Below are 21,717 nucleotides of genomic sequence, written 5' to 3' on the forward strand. Positions count from 1 at the left end.
CCGGATAACAAGACGACCAAGCTCAACCACTTCCATTTGTGGTTTCCGGCGGGCATCGTGATTGGTACGCTGGTGGTCTTCCTCCTGAACAAGGTAGGCGTCAACTGGCAGGTCGAGGTGGGTGTGATGCTGATCCCGACCCTGATCTACGGTTACCTGTTCTCCAGGTTGGAGTTCCCCGTGACCGAACGGGTGGCGGCGGGCGTGTCGACCGGCGATATGTACGCCGCGTTGTTCAACCCGTTGTTCCTTTTCATGATCATCTGTATGTTCGCCACGGGTATCACGGAGCTGTATACCAACCAGTGGATGGACGTAATTTTCCGTACGGTCACGGACAACGCGTTGCTCATCCTGACCTTTGTCGCGTCGGTCCAGGTTCTGGGCCGCGCGTTTGCCGGTCCGATCGTGCACCGGCTGGCGCCCCAGGGTGTCCTGCTGATCTCCGCCATCCTCTCCGCCGTAGGCATCTACCTGCTGATCCATTTACAGGGCGCGGGCATCTTTGCCGGGGCGATCATCTTTGGTTTGGGGGTTGCCTTCTTCTGGCCGTGTATGATCGGCTTTGTATCGGAGAACCTTCCCAAGACGGGCGCAGTCGGGCTCAACCTCATGGGTGGGGCGGGCATGTTCGGGGTATCGATCTATATGATGTTCATGGGTGGCTATTATGACCGGATCGTGGCCAGCAACCTGCCGGCGGGCGCCAACATCGACCTGTACCGGTCGGCCCCGGCGGGATCCGATATGGCCAGGGCGTTGACCGCCGCGCAGTCGGCGGCGGGCCCTGAGATGCTGCACGTCACCATGTTCCTGCCGATGGCCCTAATTGTGGCTTTTGGCGGTTTGGTCATTTATATGCGGGGCAGAAAAAAGGAGGGCGCTTTAAAGCCGGCCTTGTAAGATATTCACCGATTTGGACCGGCGGCGCCCTCCGTACAGGAGCGGCGCCGCCGGCTTTTGATATAGAGTTGCAAATAGCCTAGCTTTGTGGATTATGCGTCGGCGCAGGCACCCCACCAGGATACTGGCTTTTTTGCTCCTACTGGCCTTTTGTCAAAGGCTGGGGGCGAGCCTTTGGGTGCACCATTTCTACCACGAGGCCCGGACGCATGAAGCGGGCGCCACGTGGGAAACGCACTGTGATTGTTTCGACGACGCCTTTATGCCTATGGACGCGGCTACGCCGATCGTATTCGACAGTCCCGTCAGCGCCGAACGGTTGCTGGCGGAGCCCGCGCTCCCGCCCATCCCCGCACAACCGGCCATCCATTCCAGCCTGAGAGGACCTCCCGCCCTGGCGTAAGCGGTCCGCGTGCCGCTGGATTCCGCCATGCGCTCGCCGACCCGGCGAGCCGCCGTAGTCATTTGAACCAATCCGGACATGAAGTATTTCGTTTTCTCCTTTCTCATAATTTGTTCTGTTGCCGCCGAAGCCCAGCGCTCCCCCGGGAGCTCGCTCACCGGCGTGATCACCGATAAAAAAACGGGCAAGCCCCTGCCCAACGCCACCATTTCTATTCCCGACCTGAAGCTGGGGACGGTGGCGGATTCCCTGGGGCACTACGCTTTCCTCAACCTGCCCAACGGGTCTTTCCTGGTGGAAGCCCACGTGGTGGGATATACGAGCACCACCCGGACGATCCGGTTCGCGCCGGGCGCATCGGCGGATTTTCAACTCGCCGATGAGACCATCGAGGAAAGCCCGATCGTGATCACGGGTACCTCCAAGGCCATCCAGATCGTGCGGAACCCCGTGCCCATCGTGGCGATCAGTCATGACTTCCTGACCAATAACCTGAGCACGAACGTGATCGATGCGATCGCCAAGGTGCCGGGGGTCAACGCGCTGACCACGGGCCCCAACGTCTCCAAACCCTTTATCCGCGGGCTGGGATACAACCGCATCCTGACCCTGTTCGACGGCGTCCGGCAAGAGGGTCAGCAGTGGGGCGACGAGCACGGCATCGAGGTCGACCAGAACGGGGTCGACCGGGTGGAAGTGATCAAGGGGCCCGCCAGCCTGACCTATGGTTCGGACGCGCTCGCGGGCGTGGTCAACCTGATCCCGACGCCCCCCGCGCCGGAGGGCAAAATGGTGGGAGACGTAGCGGCGAACTTCGAGTCCAACAACGGCGAATATGGGGGCACCGCCATGCTGGGGGCGACCAAGCACGGTTTCGAATGGATGGGCCGCGTTTCCTATAAACGCGCCAAAAACTACCAGGACCCGGTCGATGGACGGGTATACAACACCGCTTTTGAAGAAAAGGACGCCAACCTGTCGCTCGGGCTGCATAAAAAATGGGGGTATTCGCACCTGAACCTGTCGATCTATGACGACCTCCAGGAGATACCCGACGGCAGCCGGGACTCGGCCACGCGCCAGTTCACCAAACAGATCACGGACGCGGATACCGTCCGCCCGATCGTGACGCCCCAGGAGCTGAACAGCTACGCCATCACGCCCCTCCACCAACACGTACAGCACTACCGCGGATACATCGCCAACAACTTCACCATCGGCGGCGGCCGGTTGACGGTCAACATCGGCGCCCAGCGCAGCGTGCGCCGGGAATACAACCGGCCCCAGCAACCCGATACGGCTGGTTTGTTCCTGGAATTAAACACCTACTCCTACGACATCAAATATTTCTTTCCCGAGTACGGCGGCTGGAACATCACCGCCGGTCTCAATGGGATGTACCAGGACAATAAGGTTACCCGCGGCACCGATTTTATCATCCCCAACTACACCCAGTTCGATATCGGTCCCTTTGCGATGATCAAAAAAACCTTCAACAAGCTGGACATCGCCGGCGGCGTCCGTTTTGACAGCCGTTCCTTCCACAACCAGGGGATGTATACCTGGACGAGCCCGACGACTTATGGCACATATCCCGTCAATGGCGCGGATACTGTCGGCGCAGATCATACCTTTTCCAACTACAGCCATGTGTTTACGGGCGTGTCGGGAAGCCTGGGGGCTACCTATAATTTTTCGCAGCAGTTTTCGATCAAATTCAACCTCGCCCGCGGTTACCGCGCGCCAAACATCTCGGAGATATCCGCCAACGGCGTACACCCCGGCACCAACATCTACCAGATCGGCAACCCCGGCTTCAAACCGGAGTTCAGCTTCCAGGAAGACCTGGGTCTGACCTATATGTCGCACTACGTCGTGGTGACCTTCAGCGTCTTTAACAACGTGATCTCGAACTACATCTTCAACCAGCGGGTATTGAATGCCGAAGGCCAGGACTCGGTGATCGTCCCGGGTAACCAGACGTTCAAATTCCAACAAGGCAAAGCCGACCTTTTTGGCGGAGAGCTGAGCGTGGATATCCATCCCTTCAAACGGCTGCACTTCGAGAACAGCCTCTCCACCGTCTACGGGCTCAACGTCGGCCTCGATCCCAAGCTGCGCAACGACAGCAACAAATACCTGCCCCAGATTCCGCCCATGCACGGGACCTCCGAGCTGCGGTACGACATCAACGTACCGTCCGCTCGCCTCCGCGACGGTTTCGTGAAAGTGCAGCTGGCCTATTACGCTTCGCAAAACGAGGTGTATCTCCAAGACAACACCGAGACTCGCACGCCTGGCTACGCGCTCTTGAATGCGGGTCTCGGCACGGGTGTAACCAACTCCCGCGGGAGGGTGCTTTTCAACGTCTACGTGATGGGGAACAACCTGCTGAACAAGGCGTACCAGGACCACCTGAGCCGGCTGAAGTACTTCGAATTCTATCCCACCGACCCGCGGCCGTATCACGGGATTTATAACATGGGGCGGAACATCGAGTTCAAGATCGACGTCCCGCTGAACTGGTCGATTTAGCCGGCTGGCGTTATTAAAACCCCTGGCCGTGCAGCCATTGCAAAGCAAGCGCAAGCCAATCGAAGTCGCTGGTCTTGTTGTGCATCCCGAACCCATGCCCGCCCGCGTCGTAGTAATATACCTCGACGGGGACGTTATGCGCCTGCATGGCCTCCACGAAGTGGATGCTGTTGGCGACCGGTACGACCTTGTCGTCCTTGGCATGCACCAGGAAGGCCGGCGGGGTGTTGGACGTCACCTGTAGCTCGTTTGAATATTTGAGGATCGAATCGGCGGGCGCGTTTTTACCCAGGAGATTGTCCCGCGAGCCATGATGGCCGATCGAATCGCTGAAGCTGATGACTGGATAGCCCAGCACCATGAAGTCGGGGCGCAGGCTGATATGGCGGGGGTTAGCGATATAGCTTTGGTCGAAGTGGGTGCCGGCGGTGGAAGCCAGGTGGCCGCCCGCGGAAAAGCCCATGATGCCCACCTTATGCGGGTCCACGCCCCATTCCTTGGCGTGCTCGCGTACGTATTGGATGGCGCGCTGCGCGTCCTGGAGGGGACCGATGGTTTTGTCCTCCATGGTGGAATCGTTCGGAAGCCTGTATTTCAGCACCACGCCGACGATACCCGAGTCCGCGAGCCGCGCGGCCACGTCGAGGCCTTCGTGACCCATGGCCAAGGCTGAATAGCCGCCGCCCGGACAAATCACGATGGCGGTCCCGGTCGGTTTACCCGTGGGTTTGAAAATGGTAAGGGTCGGCCGGCTCACATGGGTGTAGCGCATGTTGTTCACCATCTCGTAGTCCGGGTAGGTTTTGGAATTGGGAACGTCGCCCGGATACAAGGGCACGGGTTTGGGTTGTTGAGCGCAGCTGACCATGGTGACGGCGAAAAGTAGCAGGGTTAAGAATTGTTCTTTTCTTATCGGCATGCGGGTCGTTTTAGCTGCGGAAGATACGTATTTTGCGCAGCATGCAAACCAACCACCGGGGTTTCGCCCTCTTGTGTACCGCCCTGATCGCGCTTTGTCCTATCGTATACCTGTTGGGCTGGCATGTGCCGCTGATGGAGATCGACGCCGTGCAATACGCCAACATCAGCCGGGAAATGTTGAAGAACGGTTCCTGGCTGGAAATATACGACAGGGGCCGGGACTACCTCGACAAACCGCCGATGCTGTTCTGGTTGAGCGCGCTGAGCATGCGCGTCTTTGGTATCCACGACTGGGCCTACCGGCTGCCGAGCTTTTTCTTCGCGCTGCTATCGATCTACAGCACCTACCGGTTGGCGCTGATCTTCTATAAAAGGGACATCGCCGTATTGAGCGCGCTGGTCCTGGCCAGCTGCCAGGCGTTGTTCCTGATCACCCACGACGTACGGACCGACACCATGTTGATGGGCTGGGTGGCCCTGGCGCTCTGGCAGCTGGCGGCCTGGTATGGGACGCGCTCATGGGGCAACCTGCTCCTGGCGTCGGTGGCCCTTGCGGGCGGCATGATGACCAAGGGGCCGATCGCGCTCATGGTGCCGGTGTTTTGTTTTGCGCCGCATTTCCTGCTGAAGCGCGATTTCCGCAGTCTCTTCCGTTGGGAATATCTCGTCATGCTCGTCATCATCGGCGTTCTGCTGATCCCGATGTGTATCGGGCTCTACCGTCAATACGACCTCCATCCCGGGAAGGTTATCGATGGCAAGACGATCGACTCGGGGCTGCGCTTTTTCTTTTGGACACAAAGTTTCGGGCGTATCACGGGGGAAAGCCAGTGGCACGAGAACGACTCGTTTTTCTTCCTGTTCCAGAACATGCTCTGGAGTTTTTTACCCTGGATCGTATTTTTCGTGGTGGGATTGGTGCGGGACATCCGCCAGCTGTGGCAGTGGCGGTTCCGGGTACCGGAAGGGGAGGAGTGGATGACGACCGGCGGTTTTTTGCTGACCTATATCGCCCTGGCGCGTAGTCACTACCAGCTGCCGCATTACATTTTTGTTGTATATCCATTGGCCGCCATAATCGTAGGAAAGGTTTTGTACGCATTTGCGTGCGTATCTATGCGTGGGAAGAAGGCGTTGTTTTGGGGCCACGTCGTGCTCTTCTGCCTGTTGTGGATTGCGTTGATCCTGCTGATATTCGTGCCGTTTCACCTGGTGGCGCTGGGCGTTGTGGCGGTCGCGGCTCTGGTGGTATGGATCGTCCTGCTGGCCGGCTGGAAGGGGCGCCCGGCGCGGCTGGTGCTGCTGGCGGTATATACCATCCTTTGCGTCAACGTCTTCGTGGACCTCGGGTTTTATCCGCACCTGCTGGACTACCAATTGAATGCGGTGGTAGAGCGGGGGATGGATGTCTGCGGCGCGACGCCCCGGACATTATACGTCTATAAAATGGATGAAGAGCGGGCGCTGGACTTTTATACCGATCACTTATATGTCCACACCGATCGCCCCGATACGCTGGCGCCGGGGTCGTTCGTTCTTACCCGCGACACCACCCTGAGCAGCGGCTGGTTTCCCGTATACAAGGGCGGTTACTTCCACGTGTCGACGCTTGACATCGGCTTCCTGAATCCCGCCACGCGGCCCTCCGAGCTTACGCCGGTTTATATTCTGCGGGCCGGGGCGCCGTCTCGGTGATACCGGGTTCACGCGCCTCACGCGCCGTTTTTTGCCAGCGGAAGTGTATGAGCTGTGGCCATTTGCGGAAAACCCAGGCCCCGCCGGAACCGATGGCCGTCCCATACATCGCCCCACAGAGCACGTCCAGGGGGAAATGTTTTCCTACGTATATCTGCGCAAAACAAATCAGTCCCGCCCAGGCCCAGAGCCAATACCAGCTCTTGCCTTTGATCGTCCGGACGGCCCCGAACCAGAGCGCGGCCAGACAAAAATGGTTCGTGGCGTGGTTGGAAGGGAATGAATATAGACCGCCGCAGTTGATCAGCCCCCTCAACAGGCCCATGACGTCCGGGTCGTAGCACGGCCGGGCCCGGTGGAACAAGGGCTTCAGGAAGGTAGAAGCCGTGTAATCGGTCAGGCCGACGGCGATCAGCGACAGGAGAATAAAACGGATGGCTGCCTTACGATCGTTCCTCAGGATCCAATACAACAGGAAGGCATACAATGGTATCCAGGTCAATGGATTCCTGATGAGCAACATGACGGGGTCCAGCCACGCGGCGGTAAGATGTGTTTGAATAAATGTAAAACACTGCTTATCTGCACGTACTATCCAGTCCGCAACAGTCATAATGGTATGGGTTTGTGGCCAAAATAGGGAATCCATCCAAGGACGGGCGGGAAGGCAGTGTTATTTTGTTATTAAAATAATGCGGAAACCTTCATCGATTGTATATATTTGGCTGACCTCTAAAACTATATCTAAATGAAAGACGAACAACCCCCGGTTTTCCTCCAAAGAAGCGTTCCCGTAGACGAAGCTGTTGTCAGAACGACCAACTGGCGTGCGCTCTACAAAGAAGTTACGAAGTGCGAAGAGTGCGACATCCTCAGGGCTTTCTTTATCCCCATCGAGGACATCATCGAGCTCTATCACTTTTACAAAAAACACAAGGTGGACATCAAAGGCGTACGCGGTTACTTCGGCCACGATCCCCTGGAGCCGATCAGCCCCACCGTCTATGACACCGAATTGATGCTTTGTCCCGTCGACCTCGCCGGGAACGACATCCTGACGCCCCCTCCGGGTCTGCAAGGCGTACTGGGTACCGATGGCAGTACCATTTATGATTTTACTACTCCTTGTCCGACCGATTGCGACACAAACAGTGTTTTGTACTCTGACACGAATGTGAAAAAAAAGTAATCCGGTAGATGTCCCCTCTCTTTTTTTACAGTGGGGTGGTCGCGCCTTCGTTCGAATTACTCCCGCTGGGTATGGGCGTATTTCGTTATAAGAAAATGCGACCCCCTCACCGTTTCCTTTTCTACTACCTCATCTTCGCCGGGGTTTCCGAGATCGTCGGTATCTATACTGCAGAGCACCGTATCAACAACCTTTGGTTGTTGCACATCTATACGGCTGTCGAGACCGTTATGCTGCTGTGGTTTTACCGGCTCATTTTGCAGTCCCGGATCATCCGGCGGGTGATCCCCTTTTTGATGGTCTTTTTTCCGTTGCTGTGCCTGGCGAACGGTCTTTGGTGGCAGAGCATGTGGAAATTCAACACCTATACGCGGCCGCTGGAAGCGTTGTTGCTCATATTTATGGGCCTGGCGTATTTCCTGGAGAACAGCCATGAACCCGATCAACAAGAGGGGGCGCGCGTACCGACGACGTGGATGAATGTAGGCCTCCTCATGTATTTCTCGCTTTCGTTCTTTATTTTTATTTTTTCCAACTATCTGAAACAAGGGCAGGCATTCAACACGGTTATTGTCGTTCTGCATGCTACCTTTGCCCTCATCATGTACATTTTGTTCACGGTGGGATTTTACAAATGCAAACGGTCGTAGTCAGCACGGATAATATCTATGTGCTGCTCCTGATCGGTATGGCGGGCATGTGTCTCCTGGCCTCGGCCGTCGTGATCTTCTACATCCGAAACCAGAAACGGCTGCAACGCCAACGGGAAGCGGAAATCCGGTATCAGAAAGAGCTTACCTATGCGGTGATCCAGTCACAGGAGGCCGAGCGCAAACGCATCGGACGCGACCTCCACGATGACGTGGGGAGCGCTTTGTCCAACTTGAAATTGTTTACGGTCCAGCTGCAGAGCCATCGGCCGGAGGCGATCGTGTTGTATAAGGATTTTCGTTCGCAGGTGGACGTGATCCTCGACAAGGTGCGGTCGATATCGCATATCCTTTCACCGGCCGAGCTGGAGATGTTCGGGTTGGAAGAGTCGATTGAAGAGCTTTGCCTGACGATCCATCGGATGAGCGCGATGGAGGTGACCTTCGACAACCAGGTCCCTGAAGCGCTGAAAAAGCTTTCCTATGACCGTGGGCTGGCCCTGTACCGGGTGCTCCAGGAGCTGTTCACCAATACGGTGAAACACGCGGGGGCTACCGGCGTGAGTGTGTCGATCACCCGTGTGGACGGGCTGCTTCGCTGTACCTACCGCGATAACGGCCGGGGCCTGGGGAAGGTCCGGCCCGGTAACGGCATTGGGATGCGCAACATCGAAAGCCGGCTGTCCATGATCGGGGCGCGGTATCACCTCCAGGACCCTGCGGAAGGGGGGTTTGGGATTTGGATCGATATCCTGGAATGACCTTAAATAGACGATATGAGAAAGATTCGATTGGTTATTGCTGACGACCAGGTGCTATTCCGTAAGGGCCTGGCCGCATTGATCGAAAAAGAAGACGACCTGGAGCTGGTGGCGGAGGGCGACAACGGCCAGGAACTGCTGGACAAGTTACGCGTCATGCCCGTCGCTCCCGACGTTGCGATCGTGGATATGCACATGCCCGTGATGAATGGCGTCGAGCTCAACGACATCCTGCACCAGGAATTCCCCGACATAAAGGTCGTCGTCCTGTCGGTCTACGACCAGGAGCGTTTTATCAGCAAAATGATCGAGGCCGGCGCCAGCGGCTACCTCATCAAGAACACCGAGGTCGAAGAGTTGCTAACGGCCGTTCGGAAAGTCCACGATACCGGCTTTTACTTCAACCAGGCCAGCCTGGCGGCCATGAAGAACGCCTGGCAGTACCGCAACCAGAATATCCGCAACCTCAGCCGCATCCCCATCGACCTCACCGACCGCGAACGCGAGGTCCTGCGCCTGATCTGCAAGGAATACACCAACAACGAGATGGCGGACGCGCTCAATATCAGCGTGCGCACCGTCGAGGGACACCGCAACAACCTCCTGGCCAAGACGGGGTGTAAGAATACGGCAGGGCTCGTAGTTTTCGCGATCCGTTACGAGGTGTTCAACCTGATGGACTGACGGTCGTTCGCGGTTCGCGGTGTCGCCAAAACCCGTATTAATACGTAGTTTTTATTCGCCCCTGAAATTTATCTTGCGGCAGTATATGTGATTACTGGGGTAATGTAATGGGATTTCAAATAAGACAGTAAACACCTATCACTCGTTGAAACAAAAGTACCGGTGGACAGAATTTGCTTACCTCTGTTCATCGGGCTTTTGTCTTTTAGGGGGGCGAAGGCCCCCTTTGTAATTCCCCCTGGGCGGGCGCATCGGGCGCCCGGTGTGCCGGGTAATTATTGGACGTTGTCGTTGTTTATATCGGTCAGCGTGTCATAAATGCGATACCCGTTGATGGAGGTGGGGTTGGTGGACATCCAGAATCCGTTCACCAAGGGTATCGGGGAATAGATGGCGCCAATGTGATAAATGATGGAGTCCTGGGGGAAAGTAAACGACATGTTCGTCCCCATATAGTTGACCGTGACGCTGATGGGGAACGGCGCGGCGTAGCCGGACCAGTAATCGGGGCCGATGTTCACCTGGAGCAACCAGATGGCGACACTGTAATAATTGTTGCCGATGGGGGTGGGTTGGTACGCAAAAGCGTACTCGTAGATCTGTTTTTTTGCGTGGGTTGTTTTAGGGGCTACGAAGCCAAAGGACACGAATAAGGGGGCTACAAAAAGCAGTGCCAGGGCGGAACGAATGGGCTTTTTCATATGCAAGAATGTTTCCCTAAAGTAATAGTACATTCTTGTTAATTGCAAGACAATTCGGGCTATAATAGTGCCGATCATAAGGGGTGCTAAAGATAAAAAAGTGCCGACGCCCCGGGGGCTTACGGGTATAAAAGTGCCAGCGCCGGAGGCCGGTGAGCCGGTGCGGCGGCTACCTGGTAAAGATGCCCTTCGGCAGCATCACGTGCACGCCCACGTTCCCATCCACCAGCTGTGTAATATCCACATCGGCTGCGACGCTACAGAGCGCGTAGGCGTCGGCCTGTGATAGGCCCCGGTGCGTCATCAGGTATTGGATCATATTACGTACCGCGATGTGGGTCGCGGCGTTGAGGTCGCGGTCCATCCCCATGGCGATGATGTGGGTGGGGGTCTCCGCCCATGGCCAGTGGGCGGGGGTATTTTTGTGGACGATGAGCTGGAGCTTGCCGATCAGGGAGGTTTCGATGGCGGTGATGTCTACTTCCCCGTTGCCCTGGGCGGCGTGGCCGTCGCCGATTTCCAACAGGGCACCGGGGACGTGGACGGGCAGGAAGAGGCTGGTGCCCTGGACGAGCTCCTTGTTGTCGAGGTTGCCGCCGTGGATCCAGGGCGGTGCGCTGTTCCAGCGGCCCACCGCCGCCGGAGGCGCTACACCTACGCTGCCAAAGAACGGCCGCAAGGGAATGTCGATGCCGTCGGCAAAGTGACCGGTCATCTTATCCCTGTCCAGCGGAATGATCCGCGTTTTCCGTTCGAAGATTTCGTCGGACAGGAAACCCGACTGCCCGATGCCGTTATATGCATATGGGATGGCCAATTGTATCGAATCGAAACGGACTTCGAGCACGTCACCCGGTTCGGCGCCCTCGACAAAGATCGGCCCCGTGAGGACGTGACCGCCCGGCCCGCGGTTCTTGACGCTTTGCACGTCACGGAGCTCCTGTTCGACCTGCGCCGGCGCCACGCCGGCCCTTTCGAGGCTTTCAGGGTTCGAGGTAATCAACGTGTGTACGCGCACGTAGTCACCCGACTTCACCTTCAACGCGGGTGTCGCCTCGGACCAGTAGTAGCCGTAGGCGACTGTAGTCGGCGTGGCGTTTAAGACATAAGGATTTTCGGCGGTTTGGGCGGTGGCCGTGGAAGCGGCCAGGAGCAGCAGGATGGTGAAAAGACGCATGTGCTAAATATAAAAAAACCGGTCGATTGACCGGTTCTTATTTTTTAGGAAGCCTCTACCTTGGGCGGGATTAACTTGTACACCACCGGCGTCACTACCCGTGAGAGCAGCGTCGAGCTGATCAGCCCCCCGATGAGCACGATCGCCAGCGGCGAAATCAAAGGGTTCGTGGAGATGGCGATCGGGATCAACCCCCCGATGGCGGTCAGCGTCGTCAGCACGATCGGGAGGAACCGGATTTCGCCGGCCTCGCGGATGGCGTCCTCGAGGGACTTGCCCTGGGCGCGGAGCTGGTTGGTGAAGTCGACCAGGAGGATGGTGTTCTTGACTTCGATACCGGCCAGGGCGATCAGACCGATGATGGCCACGAAAGAGAGGGTGTTGCCGGTGACCCACAGGGCGAGCGCGGCGCCGACGACGCCCAGCGGGATGACGCTGAGGACGATGAGGGTGCTTTTGAAGGTCTTGAACTCCAGGATCAACACGCCGATGAACAGGAACACGGTGACGATGATGATGCTGCCCAACCCGCCGAAGGAGTTGTTACGGCTTTCGATTTCACCGCCCATTTCATATGAATAGCCGGGGGAGAAGTGGATGGCGTCCATCTGGTGGACGACGTCGCCTAGGACGCGGTCGACGAGGAAGCCCTTGGCGACATAGGCCTGGACGGAAACGACGCGGCGTTTTTCCTGGTGGCGGATGACGGCCTGCGAGGTTTCCAGGCGGAGGTCGGCGACCTGGGCCAGGGGGACGGCGGTGCCCTGGGTGTTATTGACGTACAGGTCCTTGAACGCGTCCATGGTCGGCCTGCCGGCGCGGTCGCGGGTGACGAGGACGTCATAATTGTCCTTGGAGTCGGTGTAGAACTTACCCACGGTCAGACCGGTAACGGCCATGCGGACGGCCTGGTCGATGGTCGCGGACGAGATGCCCAGCAGCTGGGCTTTTTCCTTGTTGATGTCGACGCGGAGGTCGCTCTTCAGCAGGCTGACAGGGTTGGTGACATAGAAGGTGCCGGGCGTGTTTTTCAGGAGCGTTTCCACGCGCGCGGCCATAAACCGCAGGGAATCCAGGTTGTCGCCAAAGAGCCGGACTTCCACCGGCGCCACGACGGGCGGGCCTTGCTCGAAGTTCTTGACTTCGACCTTGGCGCCGGGGTAAGGGGTCCAGCGGCTGCGGAGGTTTTGGATAAAATCCAGCTTGGCGGCGGGGGTAGTGTTGGGGTCGAGCTCGACAAATATCTGGGCGAAGTCACGGCGTTCGTTTTCCTGGACTTCGTTGTAATACACGCGCGGGTTCCCCTTGCCGATGTTGCCGGCGTAGTAGCGAACCAGCGGCTCGTGCGCCAGCTCCGTCTCGATGCGGCGGGTGATGCTGTCGGTGTACGCCAGGTTCGACTGGGAGGGCGCGGTGATGTTGATCATAAACTGGGGCTTTTCGCTGGACGGGAACAGGCTGAACCCGATGGTTTGGAAGACGCCGATGGCGCCCGCGAAAATGAGCACTGCGGCGGTGACGGTCAGCCAGGGGCGTTTCAGCGCCGCGTTCAACAACGGGCCATAGCTGGAGTGGATACCCTTCTTGAGCCCGCGCATAAAGATGTTACCCTCGGGGTTACCCGCATGCGGCTTGAGTAACCGGCTCGACAGGAACGGGATGATCGTCAGGGATACGAACATGGACGCCACGACGCAGAACATCACGGCCAGCGGCAGGCTGCGGATGAAGTCTCCGGCGCCCTCCGGCAGGAATGCCAGCGGCATAAACGCAATGACGAGGGTGACGGTGCAGCCCAGCACAGCCATGCCGATCTGGCCGGTGGCCTTGAGGGTTGCCTCCAGCCGGCTATGGCCTTCGAGGATCCAGCGGTCTATGTTTTCCACCACCACGATGCTGTCGTCCACGAGCAAGCCGAGCGCGACGACCAGGCCCACGATCGACAGCTGGTTGAGGTTGTAGCCAAACAGCTGGAGCAGAACGATCCCGATCGCCAGCGACAGCGGGATGGAGATCATCACGATCAGCGCGGACCGGCCGCCGAGCGGCAGCAGGGTGATGGCCACCAGCAGGATCGCGATCAGGAAGTCGCGGCCCAGCCCGGATAACCGGTGGTTGACGTTGGTGCCCTGGTCGAAGGGGACGACCATGTCAACGCTGGCGGGAAGGGTGCGTTTGAACGCGGTGAGCACGGGGAGGTATTGCTCCTGGGCTTTGCTGATGTTTTCCTTGTCCTTTAAACAGGCGCCGACGAAGATACAGCGGTGACCGTTGAGCCTGGTGAGGTAGGTGTCGTCGGCATAGCCAAAGTAGACGCGGCCGATGTCTTTTAATAATATATTCTTGCCGCCGGCGGAGTAGACGACGGTATTGGATACCTCGTCCAGGTGGTGGTAGTTGTTGGTCTTGACGTTGAAGGTCTCGTGACCGGCGTCGATCGACCCGCCCGGTATGTCGGTGATCTCGCTTCGGAGACTACCGGTCACGGTGGATAGCGGGAGGTGCATCTGCGCCATTTTTTCCAGGTCCAATTCCACCCTGACCTGTTGCTGGGGCAGGCCGAATATATCGACCTTTTTGAGGGGCGGGAGTTTTTCGAGCTCGTCCTGTAGCCGCTCGGCGTAATACTGGAGCGTCGACCGCGGGGCGTTTTCCGAAACCAGCGCGACCTGGAGGATGTTGGTATCGGAGGGTTGGAATTTGTTCACCTCGATCGAGGTGATGTCGGCAGGGAGCTCGCCCCGCTGACTGTTCACCTCCCGCACGATCTCCTGGTACTTGGCTTCGACGTTGGAGTTGTATTTGTATTCGACCTGGAGGACGGCAACGCCATTGGAGATGGTGGTGCGGATGCGTTTGATGTCGTCCAGGGCGGAGATGGCCTTTTCCAGGGGATTGACCACACGGTCTTCTATATCCCGGGGCGTCGTGCCGGGATACACGACGACGATGGAAAAGGTGGGGGCGTGGACCTCGGGGTCCTCGGACCGCGGCATGTTCAGGATGGTGGTCAGCCCCAGGGCGATGATCATAATAAAGATCACCGTCGTGAACGCGCTGTTCCGGACCGCGAAGTTGGATATGTTAAGCTTCCTCATTGCACAGGAGTTGAAGGCGTGATGCGGATGGGGCTGCTGTCGTTGAGGTAAGCGGAGCCGGAAACGATCAGGTCCCGCGAGCCGGTAAGTCCGTCGCTGATGAGCACCTGGTCCTTTTCCATACCGGACAGACGCACGTGGACTTTATGCGCGGTGTGCCCGTCGTTGGTGACGAAGACGTAGCCGCTGCTGCCGTCGCCGTCGAGGAGGGCCTGGTAAGGGATGGCCCAGGCGCCGGCCTTAACAACGGCAGCGCCGGCCGCCGGCTGTATGACGCCCTTGCCAAAGAGCCCGGCAGCCAGCGGGGCGGACCCCTGAACGCGGATATCCACGGTAAACGTCCCCGTCTGGGGATCGACCCCCTCCGACCTCCGGCTAACGGTTCCGCTCAGGGTCTTGCCCGGCAGGGCGGCGGTTTCCAGCGAGGCCTTGTCGCCGAGCTTGATCGTCGCCCATTGGCGGTCACTCAGTCCCACGCGCAAAAGCCATCCCTTGTCGCCGTTGGTTTCGAGGACAGGCGCGCCGGGACTTACGACCTGGCCGGGGTTGGCGATCTTGCGGAGGACAAAGCCGTCCTGGCCCGCGCGGATCTCGCTATAATTTTGGTTAAAACGTACGGCGCTGACCTGCTGGTTCGCGATGTCGAGCGCGGTTTGTGCGTTCTGCAGCTGCTCGAGGGTGGCGACGCTGTCGCGGTAAAGGTTTTGGACGCGCTGGAAGTCGCGTTTGGCCTTCTCCAGGCCCAGTTGCGCCTGGGAGACCTGGGTGTTGATCTCGGTGAGGTCGAGGGTGGCGAGCAGCTGACCCGCGTGGATGCGGTCGCCTTCCTTGACGAGTATCGAGCGGATCACGCCCCCGGTTTTAAAACCCAGCTGGGTTTCGTCGTCGGTGGTGAACTGGCCGGAAACGGCGATGGGCGAAAGGCCGCTGCGATTCCCGTCCAACGGCATTACCTGGACGGGGATGGTGTCGGCCTGGCTGCGGGCCGTGGCATTTTTGCCCGAGGCCGGGGTGCCGCAGGAATGCAGTATAAAAGCGGCAGGGACTAGCAGGAGTAGGATGCGCATATGTTTAGTTTTTTGACGTGAGGGGATAGGTGGCCTGGTCGCGTTCCAGCTGCGTAAGAGCGATCTGGACGCCGGCGAAGGCCTGGTCTTCTTCGAGCCGGGCTTCGGTGAGCTGGTTCTGCGCGTCGAGGAGCTCGACGTACAGCAGCTGCCCTTCACGGTAGGCCCTGGTTTGATCGGTCAGGTATTTTTCGGCGAAGCGCAATTGAGCTCCGGCGCTGCGGTAGGTTTCCACCGCGCTATGGTAGTTGTTGAAGCTTTGCGTGAGCTGGAGCTGGAGCGCCTGGACCGTCTGGTCGTACCCGGCCGCCGCAGTTTTGCGGTCGGCCTCGGCCTGACGGGCGCGGGCCGTGTGTTGTCCGCCCGCGAAGAGGTTCCACTGCAGGCTGACGCCCCAGAAGTAGTAGCGCGAGTCGCTGTTGAATTCCCCCATGCCCTGCGAACCCAGGTCCAGGAAGGTGGAGAGCTGCGGGATCAGGTAGGAGCGCTCCAGCGCCAACCCAAGGGTGCTGGTTTCTTTGGCGACAGCCCACTGTTGCAATTCTTCGCGGTGCGCCACCCCGGTGGTATCGAGCGGATAAGGCTTCGCAAAAACGGCGGTATCCATCACGATCGTATCGCCCGCGGGCCGGTTGAGGAGGAAGTTGAAATAAGCCTGGGCATTGCGCGCGGCGTTGTCCGCCTGGTTGCGCTGGGACAGCGTGTGCTGTTGTTCCGCCAGCGCGCGGGTAAGCGGCGTGCTGTTACGGGTCCCGTTGTTCAGGAGGCTTTGGTTGACCCGGATGTTTTCCGCCACGAGCGTCAGCGCCGCGTTATAGATGTCGACCGCCCGGACGGCCTGGTAGTATTGGAAATAAGCGGTCTTGATGTTCTTCACCAGCTCCCGTTTGTAGACGTTCACCGCGGCCTGCTGACCCGTGATCTGCTGCTGCCGGATACGTTTGTTGTACCAAAGCTCCACGTCCACCAGCGGGAGGGTGGTGTGCAGGTGCGCGTCGTAGTAGTTGTCGGGGTTGAAGGTGATCTTCTCGTTTTGCAGCTGCGGGAAGCTGTGCGAACCCGTTAGCTGGTTGAGGGTATTGTATACCCCGTTGAGCATATCCCCCAGGGGAACGTCGATCGACCGGCCGCCGGAGGCTTTGAAATAGCTGCCTTGCAGGCTGACGTTCGGCAGGAAGAGGGATCGCGCCTCGTCCAGGGCGTACAGGGATTTGTCCAGCTGGAATTGTTGCTGGCGCAGTCCGTCATTGCTTTCAAAGGCCTGGCGTATGTAGCCGTCGAGCAGGGTTTGCGCGTCGGAGGCCATGCTAATCACCATTCCGATGATGAACAAACTCGATAATTTTAATGCCGTTGACATAATGAACAGTGTTTATTGGTTTGGCCAAAAAAAAAGCGATTATCGCTTTATCTGGCGCAGGTATTCGCTGATAGCATTGTTTAGCATATTATCCACGTCACCGTCGGACAGGTCTAGGACCTTGAGCCTACACCGGACCTGCAGGGATACCAGGCCGTGACCCATCGCCCAGACTGAAAGCATTCCGAGCTGGGGGTTCTCGAACCGCACAAGCCCTTTCCGTATACATTCCGCAAGGCACTCGAAGACATATCCAAAACAGTCCTTCCCATTGGTCTCGTGTATCTTCTCGTCTACGTTCATGGGCGCACGGATGATAAACATCAGGTCATACAGCTCCTCATTGGCGAGGCCGAAGCGGACGTAGGAAATACATATCTGCTCCAGCCGCTTCCAGGGATCGGGGTCGGTCGCTTCGTGTAAAAAAGCCTCGTTCAGCTTGTCGAAAGCCTGACGCTGAACCTCGTACAACAGCTCGTCCTTGTCCTTAAAGTACAGGTAGACGGTGGCCGGGCTATACTCTATCTTCTCCGCTATGTTCCGGATGGACGTCTTGTTGTAGCCGTCCTCGAGGAACATATACATCGCCGCATCGATGATACGCTGGCGCATTTCCTGTTTTTCCCGTTCCTTACGCTCTGTGATTCCCATACAGTGCAAAGTAACTGAACGGTGTTCAGAAAATAAAATTTTTGTCGGGATTTTTTTTAGAGTTTGCCCCCGTTGTCCTTGAATCGCTTGTAAATCATATCGAAAAGCGGCTCCTTGAGGGGGCGGTCCCCCGGCAACATGGCCCGTTTGTCCCAGATTTCGATCAGGATTTCAGCCGTCGTGGCCTTGACCTGGTCGTCGCTGCCCGAATCGTCCAGGGCGGAAACGATCAAAAATACCATGTCGTAATATTTTCCCAGTAGCCGGGAGTAAGCAGTGCGGTCACCTTCTTTGAGCCCCTGTAGTAAGGTAACGTCGGGATTCCCGGATTTGTCCCTCCGAATTTTCTTGAACATGTTCAGTCTTGTGGTTTAAATGTGTGCAGAGAACGGAATAACGCACAACGAAAGCGGGAGATAGGTCGGACAAATATCGGGAAATTTATTAAACGAAATAAACTATTTATGCAATCAGCTGTTCATTTCCGCTTTGGTCTTTCAGACCTACACCCGACAGACCCAACCGCATCGAGGCGCCTATGAGGTGGAGCAGGCGGTCGGCCGCCGCGGCGTAATCCAGGCCTTCGGGTCGTATGTTCGAGATACAGTTACGGGATTCGTCGGTAAGCCCGGGTCGTGGCCCGAAGGTGAGGTAGGCGCCCATGCTGTCGGCAGCGCTGAGTCCGGGTCGTTCGCCGATGAGGAGGACCGTCATTTTTGTGCGGAGCCGGTACCCGATCGGGTCGCCGGCAGCGACGCGTCCCTGTTCCAACAGGCAAATGGGGGCGACGGTTATACCCGCTTCTTGCAGCGACGGCGTTAGCAGGTGCAAGAGCGGCGCGGCATGGCGATTGACGGCAGTCGCGGAGAGACCGTCGGCGACGATGACGGCGAGATCGGCGTTGGCCGGCGTAAGCAGGGTTTCATCCTCCAGCTGCCGTCCCAGGTCGGGACGTTGCAGGTAGGTATGACGGTCAACGGCCTTGCTACGAAGGCGGTGGCACGTGAGCGGAGCCAGTGCGGTTTCTATGGCGTCCATATCGAGGACGGAGTACACCGCGTCCCGCGCGTGGGCGTGCGCCATCCGGAAGTCGAGCACTTCCCTGAGCGGCGGCGCCACACCCGTCCGGCCCAGCGCGATCCGCGCGGGCGTAAAGGCGCGGAGCGCGCTCCATGTATCGGGCTGTATAATCATGACACGGCTTGTAGTAGTTTATGTGTGGATTGCACCGGGAGGAGCACGCCCGACTCGTCGGTAATGCCCTGTCGCAGCAACCAGTCCTCGAACTCAGGCGCGGCGCGGAGGCCAAGCGCCTTACGTACATACCGGGCGTCGTGGAACGAGGTCGACTGGTAGTTGAGCATCACGTCGTCCGCGCCGGGCACGCCCATGATAAACGTGCAACCGGCGACGCCCAGCAGGGTGAGCAGGTTGTCCATGTCATCCTGGTCGGCTTCGGCGTGGTTCGTATAACAGACGTCCACGCCCATCGGCAGCCCCAGCAGTTTTCCGCAGCAGTGGTCTTCCAGGGCGGCCCGGGTGATCTGTTTGCCGTCATAGAGGTATTCGGGCCCGATAAAGCCCACGACCGTATTCACCAGTAGTGGGTGGAAAGCCCTGGCGACGCCGTATGCCCGGGCTTCGCAGGTTTGCTGGTCCAGCCCTTCGTGGGCGCCGGCGGAGAGGGCACTGCCCTGGCCGGTCTCGAAGTACATCAGGTTGCGCCCCAGCGTGCCTCGGTTAAGGGACAATCCCGCTTCATATCCTTCCCTGAGCAGGGCCAGGTCGATCCCAAAGCTGCGGTTGGTCTTTTCGGTGCCTCCGATCGACTGGAAGACCAGGTCCACGGGGGCGCCCCCTTGGATGAAATCCAGGGTATTAGAGATATGACTCAACACGCAGGTCTGCGTGGGTATGTCAAAGCGCTCGCGGAGCTCGTCCAGGAGATGGAGAAGCTTCAGTCCCGCGGCGATATTATCGGTCGCCGGATTGATGCCGATCACCGCGTCCCCGCTGCCGTACAACAGCCCGTCGATGATAGAGGCCGCGATGCCCCGGGGATCGTCGGTGGGATGGTTGGGTTGCAACCGCACCGACAGCCGCCCCTTTAACCCGATGGTGTTGCGGAAACGCGTTTCCACCGAGCACTTTTGCGCCACGAGGATGAGGTCCTGGTTGCGCATCAGCTTGCTCACCGCGGCAGTCATCTCCGGGGTGAGGCCGGGAGCCAACGTTCGTAGCGCCCCGGTATCGGCCTGGTCGCCCAACAGCCAGTCCCGCAGGTCGCCCACGGTAAAACCGCTCACGGGCGCAAACGCACCCGCGTCGTGGGTGTCCTGTATCAGGCGGGTGACCTCGTCGGTCTCGTAGGGGACCAGCGGGTCGTTCAAAAATGCTTTCAGCGGTACGTCCGCGAGGGCCATCTGCGCGGCCACGCGTTCTTCATAGCTGCCCGCGCACAAACCCGCCAGCGCGTCCCCCGAACGGTAGGGCGAAGCGCGCGCCAGGAGCGTTTTTAGGTCCTGCCAGGTATAGGTTTGTTGGGCTATGGCGTACCGGTAGGTCATGTGACGGTGAAGGCGTGACGCCCCGATAGGACGAAGATAAGACCCAATCCCACAAGGCCGGCCAGGAAAAGGAAGCTCAGCCAGGGATAGTAGTATACGATGGCCGCTCCCGCCAGCAGGGAGAGAACCAGCGCGATCCAGGGAAACCACGGATAACAGGGCGCCTTGAACGGACGCGGCAGGTCCGGTTGTTTTTTGCGGAGGACCAGCAGGCTGACCATGCTGAGAACGTACAACACGACGGCCCCCAATGTGGACAGGATTACCAGCTTGCTCGTATCGAAGTACTTCAGCGCCACGAGCCCGAACAAACCGCCCGCCGCGAGCGCCCATTGGGGCGTCTTGAAACGCGGACTGAGCCTGGAGAGGAACGGCGGCAGGTAGCGGCTGCGGGCCAGCGCGAACACTTGCCGGGAATAGCCGATGATGATCCCGTGAAAAGAAGCCACGAGCCCGAACAGACCGATCCCCGCGAACAACCGCGTGAACGGGCTGCGGTCGCCGAGCACCCGCGCGATGGTGGCCGGGAGCGGGTAGTCCATGGCCGCCAGCGGCCGCCAGTCGCCGACACCGCCCGTAAGGATCATGACGGCCAGGGCCAGGACCATCAGCGTAAGGATACCTGAGATATATCCTTTGGGGATGTCTTTTTTTACGTCGCGGGTTTCCTCGGCCACCATCGCGACGCCTTCGATACAGACATACAGCCATATCGCAAAGGGCAGCGCGGCAAAGATCCCGCCCGCTCCCTGTGGAAGCGGGTGGGCCAGGAAATCGGCCGTCCGGAAGGACGGACCCACGATACAGCAGTATACGACCAGCTCGGCCACGGCCAGGATGGTGACCACCAACGTAAACCGGGCTGATTCACGGATGCCCAGCAAATTGATGCCGGTGAACAGCACATAGGCGGATACCGCCGTACCCATGACCGGTATCGGCGGATACAGGAAGTGGGCGTAGTTCCCCAAAGCCAGCGCGATGGCCGGCGCCGCGAAAAGGAACTCGATCAGGGTAGCGTAGCCCGCGCAAAACGCACCTGGCGGGCCCAACGCCTTGTACGCGTACGCAAAAGGGCCGCCCGCGTGCGGGATGGCGGTCGTCAGCTCGGTGAAACTGAAGATGAAGGTGATATAGAGGAGGGTGACGACGAGTGTGGCCACCAACATACCCACCGTGCCCGCGACACCCCAGCCGTAATTCCAACCGAAATATTCTCCTGAAATGACCAGCCCGACGGCAATCGCCCATAAATGGGCCGGGCGCAATACTTTCTGCAACATCCTGATGAATATACATATTATTTGGCAGGAGGCTCGAAATGGCGTACCTTTGCGAACATTCAATTTTTTATT

Annotated in this window: 20 protein-coding genes; 8 read left to right on the forward strand and 12 right to left on the reverse strand. The window is 58.5% G+C overall.

Going from position 1 to position 21,717, the window contains the following annotated elements:
* The 3 genes from VL547_RS00130 to VL547_RS00140 all read left to right on the forward strand — a co-directional run.
* On the forward strand, window positions 1-903 hold a 903-nt coding region (locus tag VL547_RS00130), incomplete at its 5' end, for an MFS transporter (protein WP_325573871.1).
* 94 nt (window positions 904-997) lie between these two features.
* Complete coding sequence (locus VL547_RS00135) at window positions 998-1,306, forward strand: hypothetical protein (protein ID WP_325573873.1); 309 nt, start codon at window positions 998-1,000, stop codon at window positions 1,304-1,306.
* A gap of 78 nt (window positions 1,307-1,384) precedes the next feature.
* Window positions 1,385-3,841, forward strand: coding sequence for a TonB-dependent receptor (locus VL547_RS00140; protein ID WP_325573875.1), 2,457 nt, complete (start codon window positions 1,385-1,387; stop codon window positions 3,839-3,841).
* Window positions 3,842-3,854: 13 nt separating this feature from the next.
* Here VL547_RS00140 and VL547_RS00145 read toward each other — a convergent pair whose 3' ends face one another.
* The gene (locus VL547_RS00145; protein WP_325573877.1) at window positions 3,855-4,760 is read right to left on the reverse strand and encodes an alpha/beta hydrolase; all 906 of its coding nucleotides are present in this window, start codon (window positions 4,758-4,760) and stop codon (window positions 3,855-3,857) included.
* A 41-nt stretch (window positions 4,761-4,801) separates the two neighbouring features.
* Between VL547_RS00145 and VL547_RS00150 the strand changes: the two genes are divergently transcribed.
* Complete coding sequence (locus VL547_RS00150) at window positions 4,802-6,457, forward strand: glycosyltransferase family 39 protein (RefSeq protein ID WP_325573879.1); 1,656 nt, start codon at window positions 4,802-4,804, stop codon at window positions 6,455-6,457.
* Here the strand turns inward: VL547_RS00150 and VL547_RS00155 are convergent.
* Window positions 6,414-7,070: a phosphatase PAP2 family protein gene (locus VL547_RS00155; RefSeq protein WP_325573881.1), complete on the reverse strand. Its 657-nt coding sequence runs from the start codon at window positions 7,068-7,070 to the stop codon at window positions 6,414-6,416. The genes VL547_RS00150 and VL547_RS00155 overlap by 44 nt on opposite strands.
* Before the next feature lie 135 nt (window positions 7,071-7,205).
* On the opposite strand from VL547_RS00155, the gene VL547_RS00160 reads away from it, so the two are divergent.
* From VL547_RS00160 to VL547_RS00175, 4 genes are all read left to right on the forward strand, one after another.
* Window positions 7,206-7,646 (forward strand): hypothetical protein, encoded by a 441-nt coding sequence (locus tag VL547_RS00160; RefSeq protein ID WP_325573883.1) that lies wholly within the window; start codon window positions 7,206-7,208, stop codon window positions 7,644-7,646.
* Between the two features lie 95 nt (window positions 7,647-7,741).
* A complete protein-coding gene (locus tag VL547_RS00165; RefSeq protein WP_325573885.1) occupies window positions 7,742-8,296 on the forward strand; it encodes a hypothetical protein in 555 nt (184 codons plus the stop codon).
* Entirely contained in the window at window positions 8,281-9,057 is a 777-nt protein-coding gene (locus VL547_RS00170; RefSeq protein WP_325573887.1) for a sensor histidine kinase, read from the forward strand. The genes VL547_RS00165 and VL547_RS00170 overlap by 16 nt, the downstream gene beginning before the upstream one ends.
* Window positions 9,058-9,072: 15 nt before the next feature.
* Window positions 9,073-9,741, forward strand: a complete 669-nt coding sequence (locus VL547_RS00175; RefSeq protein ID WP_325573889.1) for a response regulator transcription factor — start codon at window positions 9,073-9,075, stop codon at window positions 9,739-9,741.
* A gap of 275 nt (window positions 9,742-10,016) precedes the next feature.
* Here the strand turns inward: VL547_RS00175 and VL547_RS00180 are convergent, their stop codons facing one another.
* From VL547_RS00180 to eat, 10 genes are all read right to left on the reverse strand, one after another.
* Window positions 10,017-10,442, reverse strand: a complete 426-nt coding sequence (locus tag VL547_RS00180) for a hypothetical protein (RefSeq protein WP_325573891.1) — start codon at window positions 10,440-10,442, stop codon at window positions 10,017-10,019.
* Window positions 10,443-10,611: 169 nt separating this feature from the next.
* Window positions 10,612-11,619 carry an acetamidase/formamidase family protein gene (locus tag VL547_RS00185; protein ID WP_325573893.1) on the reverse strand — a complete coding sequence of 336 codons (1,008 nt, stop codon included), beginning with the start codon at window positions 11,617-11,619 and terminating at the stop codon, window positions 10,612-10,614.
* Between the two features lie 44 nt (window positions 11,620-11,663).
* Window positions 11,664-14,717, reverse strand: coding sequence for an efflux RND transporter permease subunit (locus VL547_RS00190; RefSeq protein ID WP_325573895.1), 3,054 nt, complete (start codon window positions 14,715-14,717; stop codon window positions 11,664-11,666).
* Window positions 14,714-15,784: an efflux RND transporter periplasmic adaptor subunit gene (locus VL547_RS00195; protein WP_325573897.1), complete on the reverse strand. Its 1,071-nt coding sequence runs from the start codon at window positions 15,782-15,784 to the stop codon at window positions 14,714-14,716. The genes VL547_RS00190 and VL547_RS00195 overlap by 4 nt, the downstream gene beginning before the upstream one ends.
* 4 nt (window positions 15,785-15,788) lie before the next feature.
* Window positions 15,789-17,117, reverse strand: a complete 1,329-nt coding sequence (locus tag VL547_RS00200; RefSeq protein ID WP_325573899.1) for a TolC family protein — start codon at window positions 17,115-17,117, stop codon at window positions 15,789-15,791.
* Between the two features lie 66 nt (window positions 17,118-17,183).
* A complete protein-coding gene (locus VL547_RS00205) occupies window positions 17,184-17,795 on the reverse strand; it encodes a TetR/AcrR family transcriptional regulator (protein ID WP_325573901.1) in 612 nt (203 codons plus the stop codon).
* 56 nt (window positions 17,796-17,851) lie between these two features.
* Window positions 17,852-18,151 carry a hypothetical protein gene (locus VL547_RS00210; RefSeq protein WP_325573903.1) on the reverse strand — a complete coding sequence of 100 codons (300 nt, stop codon included), beginning with the start codon at window positions 18,149-18,151 and terminating at the stop codon, window positions 17,852-17,854.
* A 106-nt stretch (window positions 18,152-18,257) separates the two neighbouring features.
* Window positions 18,258-18,989, reverse strand: coding sequence for an ethanolamine ammonia-lyase subunit EutC (gene eutC, locus VL547_RS00215; RefSeq protein ID WP_325573905.1), 732 nt, complete (start codon window positions 18,987-18,989; stop codon window positions 18,258-18,260).
* Window positions 18,986-20,362 (reverse strand): ethanolamine ammonia-lyase subunit EutB, encoded by a 1,377-nt coding sequence (locus VL547_RS00220; RefSeq protein ID WP_325573907.1) that lies wholly within the window; start codon window positions 20,360-20,362, stop codon window positions 18,986-18,988. Before VL547_RS00220 ends, eutC begins: the two co-directional genes overlap by 4 nt.
* A complete protein-coding gene (gene eat / locus VL547_RS00225; RefSeq protein WP_325573909.1) occupies window positions 20,359-21,645 on the reverse strand; it encodes an ethanolamine permease in 1,287 nt (428 codons plus the stop codon). Before eat ends, VL547_RS00220 begins: the two co-directional genes overlap by 4 nt.
* Between the last annotated feature and the right edge of the window lie 72 nt (window positions 21,646-21,717).

The organism is Dinghuibacter sp., from assembly GCF_035492835.1.
Taxonomy (GTDB): Bacteria; Bacteroidota; Bacteroidia; order Chitinophagales; family Chitinophagaceae; genus Dinghuibacter.

What these genes read in the sequence shown, in the direction of transcription:
- VL547_RS00135 (WP_325573873.1), top strand. Translation starts at nt 998, where the DNA reads ATGCGTCGGCGCAGGCACCCCACCAGGATACTGGCTTTTTTGCTCCTA.
- VL547_RS00140 (WP_325573875.1), top strand. Translation starts at nt 1,385, where the DNA reads ATGAAGTATTTCGTTTTCTCCTTTCTCATAATTTGTTCTGTTGCCGCC.
- VL547_RS00145 (WP_325573877.1), bottom strand. Translation starts at nt 4,760, where the DNA reads ATGCCGATAAGAAAAGAACAATTCTTAACCCTGCTACTTTTCGCCGTC.
- VL547_RS00150 (WP_325573879.1), top strand. Translation starts at nt 4,802, where the DNA reads ATGCAAACCAACCACCGGGGTTTCGCCCTCTTGTGTACCGCCCTGATC.
- VL547_RS00155 (WP_325573881.1), bottom strand. Translation starts at nt 7,070, where the DNA reads ATGACTGTTGCGGACTGGATAGTACGTGCAGATAAGCAGTGTTTTACA.
- VL547_RS00160 (WP_325573883.1), top strand. Translation starts at nt 7,206, where the DNA reads ATGAAAGACGAACAACCCCCGGTTTTCCTCCAAAGAAGCGTTCCCGTA.
- VL547_RS00165 (WP_325573885.1), top strand. Translation starts at nt 7,742, where the DNA reads ATGCGACCCCCTCACCGTTTCCTTTTCTACTACCTCATCTTCGCCGGG.
- VL547_RS00170 (WP_325573887.1), top strand. Translation starts at nt 8,281, where the DNA reads ATGCAAACGGTCGTAGTCAGCACGGATAATATCTATGTGCTGCTCCTG.
- VL547_RS00175 (WP_325573889.1), top strand. Translation starts at nt 9,073, where the DNA reads ATGAGAAAGATTCGATTGGTTATTGCTGACGACCAGGTGCTATTCCGT.
- VL547_RS00180 (WP_325573891.1), bottom strand. Translation starts at nt 10,442, where the DNA reads ATGAAAAAGCCCATTCGTTCCGCCCTGGCACTGCTTTTTGTAGCCCCC.
- VL547_RS00185 (WP_325573893.1), bottom strand. Translation starts at nt 11,619, where the DNA reads ATGCGTCTTTTCACCATCCTGCTGCTCCTGGCCGCTTCCACGGCCACC.
- VL547_RS00190 (WP_325573895.1), bottom strand. Translation starts at nt 14,717, where the DNA reads ATGAGGAAGCTTAACATATCCAACTTCGCGGTCCGGAACAGCGCGTTC.
- VL547_RS00195 (WP_325573897.1), bottom strand. Translation starts at nt 15,784, where the DNA reads ATGCGCATCCTACTCCTGCTAGTCCCTGCCGCTTTTATACTGCATTCC.
- VL547_RS00205 (WP_325573901.1), bottom strand. Translation starts at nt 17,795, where the DNA reads ATGGGAATCACAGAGCGTAAGGAACGGGAAAAACAGGAAATGCGCCAG.
- VL547_RS00210 (WP_325573903.1), bottom strand. Translation starts at nt 18,151, where the DNA reads ATGTTCAAGAAAATTCGGAGGGACAAATCCGGGAATCCCGACGTTACC.
- eutC (WP_325573905.1), bottom strand. Translation starts at nt 18,989, where the DNA reads ATGATTATACAGCCCGATACATGGAGCGCGCTCCGCGCCTTTACGCCC.
- VL547_RS00220 (WP_325573907.1), bottom strand. Translation starts at nt 20,362, where the DNA reads ATGACCTACCGGTACGCCATAGCCCAACAAACCTATACCTGGCAGGAC.
- eat (WP_325573909.1), bottom strand. Translation starts at nt 21,645, where the DNA reads ATGTTGCAGAAAGTATTGCGCCCGGCCCATTTATGGGCGATTGCCGTC.